Annotated in this window: 14 protein-coding genes; 13 read left to right on the top strand and 1 reads right to left on the bottom strand. The window is 49.1% G+C overall.

What is annotated here, in order from left to right; all coding sequences use genetic code 11:
- Positions 1–37 precede the first annotated feature (37 nt).
- Together atpD and IEY34_RS32950 are read left to right on the top strand one after the other, a co-directional pair.
- Complete coding sequence (gene atpD, locus IEY34_RS32955; RefSeq protein WP_028556935.1) at positions 38–1,435, top strand: F0F1 ATP synthase subunit beta; 1,398 nt, start codon at positions 38–40, stop codon at positions 1,433–1,435.
- A gap of 76 nt (positions 1,436–1,511) precedes the next feature.
- A complete protein-coding gene (locus tag IEY34_RS32950; protein ID WP_189020042.1) occupies positions 1,512–1,916 on the top strand; it encodes a F0F1 ATP synthase subunit epsilon in 405 nt (134 codons plus the stop codon).
- Positions 1,917–2,273: 357 nt separating this feature from the next.
- On the opposite strand, the gene IEY34_RS32945 is transcribed toward IEY34_RS32950, so the two are convergent.
- On the bottom strand, positions 2,274–2,576 hold the full coding sequence (locus tag IEY34_RS32945; RefSeq protein WP_189020040.1) for a hypothetical protein: 303 nt from the start codon (positions 2,574–2,576) through the stop codon (positions 2,274–2,276).
- A gap of 285 nt (positions 2,577–2,861) precedes the next feature.
- On the opposite strand from IEY34_RS32945, the gene IEY34_RS32940 reads away from it, so the two are divergent.
- The 11 genes from IEY34_RS32940 to IEY34_RS32890 are packed head-to-tail and all read left to right on the top strand — an operon-like array spanning position 2,862 to position 13,143.
- Complete coding sequence (locus IEY34_RS32940) at positions 2,862–3,227, top strand: NADH-quinone oxidoreductase subunit A (protein ID WP_283214806.1); 366 nt, start codon at positions 2,862–2,864, stop codon at positions 3,225–3,227.
- Positions 3,212–3,730 (top strand): NuoB/complex I 20 kDa subunit family protein, encoded by a 519-nt coding sequence (locus IEY34_RS32935; protein ID WP_189020038.1) that lies wholly within the window; start codon positions 3,212–3,214, stop codon positions 3,728–3,730. Before IEY34_RS32940 ends, IEY34_RS32935 begins: the two co-directional genes overlap by 16 nt.
- Positions 3,727–4,653: an NADH-quinone oxidoreductase subunit C gene (locus tag IEY34_RS32930; RefSeq protein WP_189020036.1), complete on the top strand. Its 927-nt coding sequence runs from the start codon at positions 3,727–3,729 to the stop codon at positions 4,651–4,653. Before IEY34_RS32935 ends, IEY34_RS32930 begins: the two co-directional genes overlap by 4 nt.
- Positions 4,654–4,656: 3 nt before the next feature.
- Positions 4,657–5,757 carry an NADH-quinone oxidoreductase subunit D gene (locus IEY34_RS32925; RefSeq protein ID WP_189020034.1) on the top strand — a complete coding sequence of 367 codons (1,101 nt, stop codon included), beginning with the start codon at positions 4,657–4,659 and terminating at the stop codon, positions 5,755–5,757.
- Positions 5,757–6,764, top strand: a complete 1,008-nt coding sequence (gene nuoH, locus IEY34_RS32920) for an NADH-quinone oxidoreductase subunit NuoH (protein ID WP_189020032.1) — start codon at positions 5,757–5,759, stop codon at positions 6,762–6,764. Before IEY34_RS32925 ends, nuoH begins: the two co-directional genes overlap by 1 nt.
- Positions 6,765–6,778: 14 nt before the next feature.
- A complete protein-coding gene (gene nuoI / locus IEY34_RS32915; RefSeq protein ID WP_189020030.1) occupies positions 6,779–7,231 on the top strand; it encodes an NADH-quinone oxidoreductase subunit NuoI in 453 nt (150 codons plus the stop codon).
- Entirely contained in the window at positions 7,224–7,751 is a 528-nt protein-coding gene (locus tag IEY34_RS32910; protein WP_189020028.1) for an NADH-quinone oxidoreductase subunit J, read from the top strand. Before nuoI ends, IEY34_RS32910 begins: the two co-directional genes overlap by 8 nt.
- Positions 7,752–7,753: 2 nt before the next feature.
- Positions 7,754–8,065: an NADH-quinone oxidoreductase subunit NuoK gene (gene nuoK / locus IEY34_RS32905; protein ID WP_189020026.1), complete on the top strand. Its 312-nt coding sequence runs from the start codon at positions 7,754–7,756 to the stop codon at positions 8,063–8,065.
- Positions 8,066–8,080: 15 nt separating this feature from the next.
- Positions 8,081–10,009, top strand: a complete 1,929-nt coding sequence (gene nuoL, locus IEY34_RS32900) for an NADH-quinone oxidoreductase subunit L (RefSeq protein WP_189020024.1) — start codon at positions 8,081–8,083, stop codon at positions 10,007–10,009.
- Positions 9,999–11,624, top strand: coding sequence for a complex I subunit 4 family protein (locus IEY34_RS32895; protein WP_189020022.1), 1,626 nt, complete (start codon positions 9,999–10,001; stop codon positions 11,622–11,624). Before nuoL ends, IEY34_RS32895 begins: the two co-directional genes overlap by 11 nt.
- A gap of 4 nt (positions 11,625–11,628) precedes the next feature.
- Positions 11,629–13,143, top strand: coding sequence for an NADH-quinone oxidoreductase subunit N (locus IEY34_RS32890; protein ID WP_189020020.1), 1,515 nt, complete (start codon positions 11,629–11,631; stop codon positions 13,141–13,143).
- Positions 13,144–13,318 lie beyond the last annotated feature (175 nt).

The raw sequence follows: 13,318 nt of genomic DNA, 5'->3' as shown, positions 1-13,318 counted from the left end.
CCTCTACGGAGGCACAGCTTTTTTTAGGAGGGAAACCATGAGCAAAGGGCGCGTTGTAACAATTACAGGGCCTGTCGTCGACATTGAGTTCGAACGCGGACAACTCCCTGAAATTTTGAATGCAATCAAGATCGAAAGAAATGATAATGGCGTACTATCCACAATGACAGTCGAAGCAGCTGTTCACCTTGGTGACAACCTGGTTCGTTGTATCGCAATGTCCTCAACTGACGGACTTGTGCGTGGAGCCGTAGCTGAAGATACAAAAGCTGCTATTACCGTTCCGGTTGGAGCAGCAACATTAGGTCGTGTGTTTAACGTATTGGGAGAGCCAATCGATGGTATCGAAGGCGTAGACCGTACATTTACAAGCGGCATTCACAAAGAAGCTCCAGCTTTCGACAACTTGTCGACAAAAGCAGAGATTCTTGAAACAGGAATTAAAGTTATTGACCTTATGGCTCCTTATGTTAAGGGTGGTAAAATCGGTCTCTTCGGCGGCGCGGGTGTAGGTAAAACCGTAACCATGCAAGAGTTGATCCACAACATTGCACAAGAGCATGGCGGTATCTCCGTTTTCGCAGGCGTTGGTGAGCGTACTCGTGAAGGTAATGACCTTTACCACGAGATGAAAGACTCCGGCGTTATCGCAAAAACAGCGATGGTATTCGGTCAAATGAACGAGCCTCCAGGCGCGCGTCTTCGCGTAGCTTTGTCCGGTTTGACAATGGCTGAGTATTTCCGTGATGAAGAAGGCAAAGACGTTCTTCTTTTCATCGATAACATCTTCCGCTTTACACAAGCAGGTTCTGAGGTTTCCGCATTGCTGGGTCGTATGCCATCAGCAGTAGGTTACCAACCGACTCTGGCAACAGAGATGGGTCAACTGCAAGAGCGTATTACGTCCACGAAAAAAGGTTCCGTTACTTCCATTCAAGCGATTTATGTTCCTGCCGATGACTACACGGATCCGGCTCCAGCAACGGCTTTCGCTCACTTGGACGCAACAACGAACTTGGAGCGTAGTATTGCAGCAGCAGGTATTTTCCCTGCGGTAGATCCACTTGCTTCTTCTTCCCGTATCTTGACGCCAGAAACACTTGGCGAAGATCACTATAGAACAGCACAAGGCGTTAAACAAATTCTTCAACGTTACAAAGAGCTTCTGGATATTATCGCGATCTTGGGTATGGATGAGTTGTCCGATGAGGATAAATTGACTGTACACCGTGCGCGTCGTCTCCGTCTGTTCTTGTCTCAGCCGCTTCACGTTGCTGAGCCGTTCAACGGTTTCCCAGGTCTTTATGTACCATTGAAAGAAACTGTGCGCAGCTTCAAAGAAATCCTTGAAGGTAAGCACGACAACCTTCCTGAAGTGGCTTTCCACAACGTGGGAACGATCGAGGACGCTATCGAGAAAGCAAAAACACTGTAAGTTTGGCTTAACGCCAACGCAGTAATGCTTACGAAGCCAGTTTTGCCTAGCAAAACTCTAAGGGAGGAGAATCCAAGTGAGTACATTCCTACTGGAAATTGTTACCCCGGAGCGCAAAGTGTACGCTGAACAAGTGAACATGATTAGCGTGAAGGGTGTCGAAGGGGAGCTTGGAATTCTGCCGAATCACATTCCACTGGTCACTCCATTGAAAATTGCGCCGATTACTGTGAAGAAACAGGGCTCTAAAGACGAAATCATCGCGGTTAACGGCGGTTTCATGGAAGTGCGCAAGGATAAGGTGGTTATATTGGCGGAAAGCGCCGAGCTACCAGAACAAATTGATATCGATCGCGCGAAAGCTGCGAAAGAGCGTGCGGAGAAACGCCTTGCTGAAACGAAGCAAGATAACGTTGACTTCAAACGTGCGGAATCTGCTTTGCAAAGAGCAGTGAACCGTATCAGCGTGTCCGGGAAATAAATAGATGTTTGTCGAAAAGCGGGGGAACTTTGGTTCCTTCGCTTTTTTTGTTTCAGATCCTTGGAGCGCGGCAGTTTTGCTGACGATAAGAGTCTCTAAAGGCTTCTATTCCTCGAAAATGGCCACTTTTTGTGCGGATTAGAGCTTCTGGGGACTCTTAATTGTTTAGTGTGGAGGGGTTTTGGCTAGTGATGCTTTCGATAAGAGTCTCCAAGGGCTTCTATTCCTCGAAAATAGCTACTTTTTGTGTCAATAGGAGCTTCTAGAGACTCTTACTTGAAAATGAGAAAGGGCTGCCCGCAAGGTCTTTCGACCTTACGAACAGCCCCGCTCAGCCCCTCTTAATAAGGAGTAAACCTATTTTGATGCGTGATGCCAAGCCGTAGGTTGTCCTGTTTTTGGACAGGAAGGGAATGTCTCGCCAATTTGTAGATCTATGGTTTGTCCGTCTGCATCTTGGTACTGGCCTGCCTCCGTTACTTTGTCGCCCGTTTGATGCTGATGATTCGCATGCCGCCATGTCGTTTCATTGCCCGAAACCGGACAATACGGAAATACATCCCCGTGTGATAGTTGAAGAGCTTTGCCGGCAGCGCAAATGTATGTCCCCGTTTCCTCCACTTTTTCATTAGTGCGATGTAGATCAGTAGCTGTTTTCATGTGATATCATCCTCTCTCATATAAATTCAGGGAGAATAGAGATAAGCCTCCATTTTCCACTGCATAGTATTACCCATCTCAACAACTAACTAATCAATTGTTTCAGAGGTCTGAGTAATTTAGGATAGATTTGGGAATTCTACACACTAAGCCTGAATTGTGACGTTTGGAATTAGCCATCGACGCCCAAAAGGCTTTTTGATATAATGTTTAAGGTGAATATTTCCAAATGAAATAGTACGTGTTAGTGAAGCAAAAAAGAATGGAGGCGGTTACATTCAAATGATGTATACAAATAACTATGTAATCGTAGCGGTATTTCTAGGGTTAGGGATCATCCTTCCCATAGTGGCGCTGACGGCAGGCAAATGGTTAAGACCGAGTAAACCCGTCGAAGAGAAGTACACGACGTATGAGAGTGGAAACGAGCCTGTAGGTGAGGGCCAAATCCGGTTTAATATTCGCTATTATTTGTTTGCGTTGATGTTTGTCATCTTTGATGTGGAGACCGTATTTTTGTATCCGTGGGCTGTCGCTTTTAATCAGCTTGGACTTTTCGCATTAGTGGAAATGTGTATTTTTGTAGCCTTGCTTGCCATAGGATTAATATACGCTTGGAAGAAGAAGGTGCTGCAATGGACTTCAGTCTAGAGTCGATATCGCCCGAGGAACGGGAAGAGTTAAATCGCAATGTCTTTATGACTACACTGGAGCAAGTGAAAGCTTGGGCTCGCAGTAATTCACTTTGGCCATTAACGTTTGGATTGGCTTGTTGCGCGATCGAAATGATGGGTACGGGTGGATCTCACTATGATTTGGATCGTTTCGGAGTCATCTTCCGTACGTCTCCCAGGCAATCGGATGTCATGATTGTGGCGGGGACTGTTACGAAGAAAATGGCTCCTTTGCTGCGCCGTCTTTATGAACAAATGCCGGAACCGAAATGGGTAATCGCCATGGGCTCTTGCGCGACAGCGGGTGGGCCTTATATCAAGTCCTATTCCGTGGTAAAAGGTGTCGATCAAATCGTTCCCGTTGATGTGTACATTCCAGGTTGCCCGCCAAATCCGGCTGCGTTGATTTATGGAATTAACAAGCTTCAGGAGAAAATTCGCTATGAAGCGAAGACCGGGAAGCAGGTGACCAACCGATGAGCGAAGAGAAGAAGCCGGAGGGAAAGGTTGAGCAGACGGTCGATCAGGCTCCTGCTGAGGAAGTAAAAGAAACAAGCGAGCCTGCGCCGGAAACAACAGGTGAGCCTGCTGCTGAGGCTGCTGAGGCAGCGAGCGGCGAGGATCAAGCGGCGGATAAGCAAGCGCCTGCTGCAAGCGAAACGCCGGTCGCGGCGGAGCCAGCGCCGGACGCCGCGAAGAGCGACGCTGCGGCTGAGCGCGCCGCAGCCCGTGCCGCCCGGCTAGCTGCGCGCGCGGCCGCTGAGCCGACGGGCGAGCCCGCGTCGGCAGCAGACCCATCTGCGCCTGCGGCCGCAGATGACGAGAAGGCGGCCAAAGCCCAGGCCGCCGCAGAAGCCCGCGCCGCGCGAGCTAGCGCGCGCGCGAAGACCGAATCGGCGGAGCCTGACGCGCCGAAAGTGCCTTCGCCGAACCAGCCGCTGCTGGACCGTCTGGTTGAGATCTTGAAAGCCGACGTTGGCGAAGACGCCGTCGTCGATGCCTTCATCAACGAAAGGGACGCGCATCGTCCTTACGTGGTCATTCACAGCTCACGCTGGCCGCAGGCCGCGCTGACGCTGAGGGATCACGAAGAGCTGCGCTGCGATTACTTGCGCAATCTCTCCGGCGTTGACCAAGAGACGCATCTAGAGGTGGCGTATCATCTGCTTTCACTCACACACAAGAAAGAATACTGTGTGAAAGTAAAGACAGATCGCGAACAGCCGAGCATTCCGTCGGTTGCGCCGGTATGGCCAACCGCGGATTGGAATGAGCGGGAAGTATATGATCTGTTTGGGATTGATTTCCCAGGCCATCCGAATTTAGTACGCATCATGATGCCTGACGATTGGGTCGGCCATCCGCTACGTAAAGATTACGAACCGCTCGACCCGGAGGTGTAGCATTTGTTACGGACAGAAGAGCTCCTGTTAAATGTTGGTCCTCAGCATCCCAGTACGCACGGGGTATTCCGCGTGATTGTGAAGCTGGATGGAGAAGTTATCAAAGAAGCTATACCCGTTATGGGCTATCTACATAGAGGAACTGAGAAGCTTGCAGAGAATCTTAGCTACACACAAATCATTCCATACACAGACCGTATGGACTATGTTTCGGCCATGACCACCAACTATGTGCTGGTGAATGCCGTAGAGAAAATGATGCAGCTTGAGGTACCGGAGCGCGCAGAGTTCCTTCGCCTCATTGTCATGGAGCTCCAGCGTGTAGCATCGCACTTGGTTTGGTGGGGAACCTACCTGCTCGATATTGGAGCCATGAGTCCATTCCTTTACGCTTTCCGTGATCGTGAGATCATTATTGATCTGTTTAACGAACTTTGCGGTGCCCGTCTGACTTACAACTACATGCGTGTAGGCGGAGTGAAGTGGGATGCTCCGGACGGCTGGATCGAAAAGGTCCGAAAATTCATTCCGTATATGTACGGAAAATTAGAAGAATATCACACCCTTGTAACGGGAAATGAAATTTTCCTCTCGCGGATCAAGGGCGTAGGCAAGTATGACGCGGATACAGCCATTGCGTATGGCCTTAGCGGCGCGAACTTGCGATGTACCGGCATAGACTGGGATATTCGCAAAACGCAGCCGTACAGCCTGTACAGCCGCTTTCAGTTCGATGTGCCTGTTCGCAGCGGCGGTGATTGCTATGATCGTTATTTGGTGCGCATGGAAGAAGTGAAGCAATCGCTGCGTATTTTGGAACAGGCAGTGGATCAGTTCCCTGAGCAGGGTGAGACCATGGGGAAAGTCCCTAGAGTCATTCGCCCGCCAGAAGGGGAAATCTATTCGGCTATCGAGTCTCCTCGCGGAGAAATCGGCTGCTATATTATTTCTCGCGGCAAGCAAGAGCCATTCCGTCTGAAATTCCGCAGACCCTCTTTCGTGAATCTGCAAATATTGCCCAAGCTGCTCGTGGGTGAAACGATGACCAACCTGATTACGATTCTGGGCGGCATCGATATTGTCGTTGGGGAGGTGGATGCCTAATGGTCAATTTATTAGAAGAGAGTCTGACATGGACGAACTTCTTCGTCTTCCTCTTCTGGGGCATCGTCATGCTGATGCTCGTTCTGGGCTTCGTTACTTACGCGATCTACTTCGAGCGCAAGGTTATCGGCTGGATGCAGTTGCGCATCGGACCGAACCGTACAGGTCCTTTTGGGCTCCTTCAAAGTGTCGCGGACGTGTTCAAGCTTTTGATCAAAGAGGACACGATTCCTAAGAAGGCGGAGCGCGAGCTGTTCATTCTGGCTCCGATCATCACCTTCATTCCTTCGTTCACCATTATTGCGACGATCCCGTTCTCGGATCGGATGTTTAATGCGAATTTGAATGTGGGTCTGCTCTATTATGTGGCTCTTACCGGAATATCCACGATTGGTATCATTCTCGGCGGTTGGGCCTCCAATAATAAATACGCGCTGCTCGGCGGCATGCGGTCCGCGGCGCAGATGATTAGTTACGAAGTTCCGCTCGTTATTTCCGTTATTGGCGTAATCATGATGACGGGCAGTTTGAATCTGCATACGATTGTTGATCATCAAACAGGCGGTTTCTGGCACTGGAATTTCATTCCTCAGATTCTCGGCTTTATCATCTTTGCGATTGCGGGTGTGTCGGAGTTGAACCGTACTCCTTTTGACTTGCCGGAAGCTGAGTCCGAGTTAGTTGCCGGTTACCACGTGGAATACAGCGGTTTCCGCTTTGCCTTTTTCATGCTTTCCGAGTACGTCTATGTCTTCGTTATTGCGTCTTTGACCAGCTTAATCTTTCTGGGTGGATGGCATGCGCCGTTTCCATTCCTTGATTTCATTCCGGGAATTATCTGGTTTCTGCTGAAATTCTCCTTCATTGTCTTCTTCTTGTTCTGGTTGCGGGCTACGCTGCCACGTGTGCGAGTCGATCAATTGATGGGATTCGGCTGGAAGGTTTTGTTGCCATTAGCACTCGCTAATATGCTGATAACGGCGATCATTATGACCATTACCAAGTAAATGGAGGGAATCGAATGAAGGGCATAATGAAAGGTTTAGGCGTAACGTTCAAAAGCATGACGCAAAAAAAGATCACGTACGCATACCCTGACGTTCCGATGAAAATGCCGGACCGCTTTCGCGGTATTCAACATTTTGATCCGGAGAAATGCATTGTCTGCAATCAATGCGCGCGTGTTTGCCCGACGGAGTGTATTACACTGACAGGGAAAGCGAATCCCGACCCCGAGAAGAAGGGGAAGGTTATCGATACGTATGATATCAATTTTGAAATTTGCATTTTGTGCGATCTCTGCACAGAGGTTTGTCCGACAGAAGCAATCGTGATGACGAACAATTTTGAACTGAGCTCCTATAGTCGCGACGATTTGTTCAAAAATATGCAGTGGTTAAGTGAGAACACGCAAAATATTCGCCAGGAGAACAACTCGGCCATGCCAAAAGGGGGGGCCAAGAAAGATGTTTAACGGAATAGGCGATTTCTTATCCAGCGGTTCTAGTTGGGCGTTCTTCATCTTCGCTTTGCTGGCAATCGGCGGGGCGATCTTCATGATTTCCTTCACCAAGGTTGTGCATATGGTTATTGCTGTAGCCCTGACGTTCATTAGTCTAGCGGGACTATATATCATCTTGGAAGCGGAATTCTTAGCTTTTGTTCAAATATTAATCTATGCCGGCGCGATCTCCATTCTCATGATTTTCGGCATTATGATGACCAAGCACAGAGGTGCTGAAGAGGAGCCAAGGCGTCCTTGGCATGAAGGTTTAGCGATTATCGGCGCGATCTCCTTGTTCGGAGTCTTATTTTATGCGATCCAAAAAACGACCTTCGTTTCTTCAGGCACATTGGATGCTGGCAAGGACAACACGCTAGAAATTGGGAAGCTGCTTTATAATGAGCACGTCATTCCTTTTGAAATTATGTCCGTGCTGCTGACGGTAGCTTTCATTGGTGCCATCGTAGTTGCGAAAAGAGAGGAGGATTAGCCGTGGGTTCAATTATTACGCCCTATCTCACATTAGCTGCTATCCTGTTCTGTATTGGTTTGTACGGCGCTCTATCCAAAAAGAACGGGGTCATTGTTCTGCTCTCCATCGAGCTGATGCTCAATGCGGTGAACTTGAATCTAATTGCCTTTTCCAAATTGGGTGATCATCCGGCGCTGACAGGTCAGATTTTCTCGCTGTTCAACATTACGATCGCAGCTGCTGAAGCAGCAGTCGGGATTGCCATTCTGATTACGATTTATCGCAACAAAGGGACAGTAGATGTAACGGATTTGGATTCTATGAAGCGCTAGGAGGCTAACAAGGATATGGTATCGGACTATTCACAGTACGCCTGGCTCATTCCGTTGTTTCCGCTGATTGCTTTTCTAGCGCTTACGGCTATGGGACGTCAACTCAAAGATTTGGGCATTTACATTAGTATTTTCGCCATGCTAGCCTCATTTATCATTGCCGTTTTGATATTCGTCGAACGTGTTGGCGGCAATGTGGAGGACTATACGTGGGATAAATTGCAATGGCTGCAAGTAGGCGATTTCACACTGAAAATGGGGTTTGAAGTTAACAATCTGAACTCCTTGATGCTCGTGATTGTCACATTGGTTTCCCTGCTTGTGAATATTTATTCCAAAGGCTATATGAAAGGCGACGAGCGAATTCACGTATTTTTTGGGTACATCGCCTTGTTCTCCTTCTCCATGCTAGGCCTTGTTATTTCTGCAAATATGTTGCAACTCTATATTTTCTGGGAGCTTGTTGGGGTTTGTTCCTTCTTGCTCGTAGGATTCTGGTACTTCAAACCGGAAGCGAAGGCAGCAGCGAAAAAGGCTTTCATCGTGACCCGGATCGGGGACGTGGGCTTGTTCATCGGTATTCTGCTGTTGTTCTGGTACATGCCAGGGCACGCGCTTGATTTCACATCCATCCATAATGCCTTTACTTCCGGCAAAATTGATCCGACCATCATCACATGGATTGCGATCATGATTTTCATCGGAGCAATGGGCAAATCCGGTCAATTTCCGCTGCACACCTGGTTGCCTGATGCGATGGAGGGGCCAACTCCGATCAGTGCGCTCATCCATGCAGCAACGATGGTTGCCGCAGGGGTCTACCTCGTAGCCCGCACCTTCGATATTTTCCATGCATCTCCGGATGCTTTGATGGTCGTTGCTTATGTGGGTGGCTTCACCGCAATATTCGCTGCGACGATCGGGATTGCGCAGAATGATATCAAACGCATTCTTGCCTACTCCACAGTGAGTCAGCTGGGCTACATGATGATGGCGCTGGGCATCGGGGTCTCTTACACTTCCGGTATGTTCCATCTCTTCACGCATGCCTTCTTCAAAGCACTGCTCTTCTTGGGGGCAGGCAGCGTCATTCACGCCGTACATACGCAGGACATTAACGAAATGGGCGGATTATCCCGCAAAATGAAAATCACGACATGGACGTTCGCTATCGGAACGTTAGCCCTTTCGGGAATTTTCCCGTTCGCCGGGTTCTGGTCGAAGGATATGATTTTAACCGAGGCTTACGAGCATAATCAGCTTCTGTTCTGGGTTGGTGTCATTGCAGCCTTCTTCACAGCGTTCTACATGTCGCGTCTGTTCTTCCTCGTCTTCCTTGGCTCCCCAAGAGGGAAAGCCAAAGTTGCTGATGAGCACGACGATCATGGACACGAAGCGCATGCCGCGCATGAGCCGCATGAATCTCCAGCATCGATGACGACTCCGCTGATCATTCTGGCGGTGCTGGCTGTCGTAGCAGGCTTCGTGAACACGCCGTTCAACGAATGGCTCGGACACTGGCTGACAGGTCAGGCGCATGATGAGAAAGCGAACTGGACCGTCATTATTTTATCCACGCTGGCAGGTCTGTTAGGGATTGGACTTGGCTACCTCATCTATCTGAAACGCACCATTCCGCGCGATGTGGTTTCCAGTAGATTGCCTTGGCTTTACACTTTGCTCAATCGCAAATATTTTATTGATGAAATCTATCAGGGTATCCTCGTTAAGCCGCTTCGCGGTTTAGGATGGATTCTCGAATTGATTGACGTGTACATCATTGATGGTATCGTGCGTTTAGTCGCCTTTACTGTGGTCAGTCTGGGTCGTCTCGGCTCCCGCCTCCAAAATGGTCAATTGCAGACCTACGGGGTCATCATGATTCTGGGAATGCTGATTCTGGCACTCGCCATTGCAGGAAGGAGGTTCATCCATGCTGGCTAGTCTACCTATCTTAAGCTTGATTGCCTTTTCTCCTTTGCTGGGTGTTCTGGTCCTGCTCTTCATTCGTGGCGACCGGGGCCGCTTGATTAAAACGATCGGTATTGTCACTACCTTGATCCCGTTGATCTTGGCGGCATGGCTGTATGTTGATTACAATTATCAAGGAGATCCGCTGCAGTACAAAGAACAGCTTAGCTGGATCAAAGTTCCGCTCAACCATGAGGGGTTAAGTGAGCAAATTACTTCCTATTTCTTCGAATTCAAGTATTCACTGGCGGTTGATGGGATCTCGCTGCCGCTTGTCTTTCTGACAGCTTTTGTCTCCTCCATGGCGGCACTGGCTTCGGTGTATATCAAAAAACGTTGGAAAACGTTCTATATTCTCTTCCTGCTGCTTGAGACAGGTATGTTCGGCGTGTTCATGTCACAAGATCTGTTCTTGTTCTTCCTCTTCTTCGAAGTGACGCTGGTGCCGATGTTCTTCTTAATCGGAATATGGGGTTACATGAATCGGGAACAGGCCGCGAATCGCTTCCTCCTGTACAACGGATTAGGTTCAGCCATTATGCTGATTGCTTTCCTAATTCTCGTCAGCACAGCTGGATTCAATCAAATGCCTACACAGACAGAAGGCATCATTTACTACAGCGGCGATATTCATAACATTGCCCGCAATCTGCTGCAGGACCCTGCTGCTTATGTCAATCAAGAAGGTACGCCATTCTTCCTGAGTCAGACGATGAAGTGGACCGTATTCATCATGCTGCTGGTTGCCTTCGGCATCAAACTGCCGATCTTCCCGTTCCATACGTGGATGCTCAAAGTACATACAGAGGCTCCGCCTTCTGTTGTTATGATTCACTCGGGCATTTTGCTCAAAATGGGCGCGTACGGCCTCATCCGATTCGGGATTATGTTCTTCCCGGCAGAGGCCAAACAATGGGCCTGGATGCTCGCGCTCCTTGGCGTTATTAACATCGTGTACGGAGCCATTCTCGCGATGGTTCAGAAGGACTTCAAACTCGTATTGGCCTACTCGAGTATCAGCCATATGGGCATCGTCCTGCTTGGTCTTGCCGCATTCAATGTATCCGGCTTGCAGGGCGCCGTCTTCCAACTGATCTCTCACGGCCTGATTTCGGCCTTGATGTTCCTGCTCGTAGGCAGCATCTACGAGCGTACGGAAACCACGGAGCTCGATCGCTTGGGCGGTCTCGCCAGCAACCTGCCCTTCATCAGCGGCATCCTGTTGATTGCGGGCATGGCCTCGCTCGGATTGCCGGGCTTATCCGGCTTCATCAGTGAGTTCCTCGCGTTTCTCGGACTCTTCGAAACGCACCGCGTGTACGCCATTATCGGTACACTGGGGATCATTTTCACCGCGGTGTATGTGCTGCGCGGGGTCTTGAACATTACGTTCGGGCCGAAACAGCCGAACTTGCAGCTGCAAGGCATGCGCGATGCCCGGTTAATCGAGGCGGTGCCGATGATTGCCCTGGTAGCGTTCATCCTCTTGCTCGGGGTATATCCAAGCGTGCTGAGCCAGCCGCTCCAGCAAACGATAGGCAGCTTTGATCAATTGATCCAAAGCGTAGCCGGGAAGATAGGAGGTTAGACCAGTGGAACAGCTTCGACTTCATGCCAACGATTTAGTGCATCTGCTCCCTGAGCTTTCGCTGGTTGCTACCGCGATCATCCTATCTCTCTTGGATTTAATTCTGCCGAACAAGGTAAATCGCTCCATTATTGGCTGGTTAACCTTGGTTGGCATAGCGGTTTCTGCCGTATTCGTCATCCTTCAACTAAATCCAGCTGAACCCTTTGAGCTGCTGAATCAAAGCTATCGGGTAGATGATTTCTCCAATCTGCTGAAATTATTTACCTTAACAGGGACCGGATTGATTGTCCTCATGAGCCTTGGCTTCGTGAAACAGGATGCAATTCCGCATGTTGGGGAGTATTATTACTTCTACCTGCCTGCGGCATTGGGTGCAATGATTATGTCGTCCTCCGGAGACCTGATTACCCTTTATGTAGGTCTGGAGCTGTTAAGTATTACTTCGTATTTGCTCGTAGCGATGAAGAAGAAAGACACACAGTCCAACGAAGGAGCTTTTAAGTACCTCGTCATGGGAGGGATTTCCTCGGCCATTATTTTATATGGCATGTCATTCCTCTATGGAATGGTGGGCTCCAGCAATTTGACGCAAATTGGCGCTGCTCTTCCCACGCTGGTGGCTTCATACGAGCCGCTGCTGTATGTAGCATTCTTCATGCTGCTGGCTGGGTTCGGCTTCAAAATTGCAGCAGCCCCGTTCCACAGCTGGGCACCGGATGTTTATCAAGGGGCACCGACGCCAGTAGCAGCTTTCTTGGCTGTCGTTTCCAAGGCTGCCGGTTTTGCCATCTTGTTCCGAGTCTTCTATGTATTGTTCGGATTTAGCAATTTTGAAGGCAGTCATATTCAATCGGATGTATTCCTTGCCCTATCGGTAATGGCCGCTATTGCGATGGTAGCCGGTAACTTCATTGCCTTGAAGCAAACGAATATGAAGAGGTTGCTTGCCTACTCAGGAATCGCTAATGCCGGATACTTGCTTGTTCCGATTGCAACGTATTTCTCAGGTACGCATTACGCGAACTTTTCTGAATTTATCTTCTATCTGATCGCGTATTTGTTTATGAACATTGGCGCATTCGCCGTACTGATGATCATGGAGCAGGCCGAGGGCCATACCGAATCCAAAGGTTTCGGCGGCTTGTACTACAGAGCTCCGTTAACTGCTTTTGCCATGCTACTGATCGTGCTTTCTTTAGCAGGTATCCCCGTGTCGGGCGGTTTCTTCGGGAAGCTCTACATTATCTTGGGAACTATGCAGACCCAGCAATACTGGCTCGGCGCTCTGATGATCGCGACCAGCGTCGTCTCCTTTTACTACTATTTCGGTATCGTGCGCCAAATGTTCATGCGCAGCGACTACGAGCCGGCTGAAGTAAAAGTATCCATTCCGCTCGGAATAACCGTCTGGTTATGTGCGCTGATTGGTGTTGCGTTAGGCTTCGTTCCCCACATCGTGTTGAAGGGAATTGAAGATATCTTCTCGCTCACGAAGGATTTCATTATGAAGATCTAAATGATGGGTATAAACCGTTTCCCTTAGTTAGGGGGAACGGTTTTTTTGCATATATAAGAATTTATATGTTTTGGGGTGAGCGAAGCTTACCTCTTATTTATTGGCGTCCACCGCAGTCTTCATTGCTTTGGAGGTCTTCGCTCCCAAAGGGCATCTAATGAACTGTATGATGCTT

The sequence above is a fragment of the Paenibacillus marchantiophytorum genome, assembly GCF_014640555.1.
GTDB lineage: Bacteria > Bacillota > Bacilli > Paenibacillales > NBRC-103111 > Paenibacillus_E > Paenibacillus_E marchantiophytorum.
Note: the sequence above shows the minus strand (reverse complement) of the source record. Positions and strands in the feature narration are given on the sequence as shown.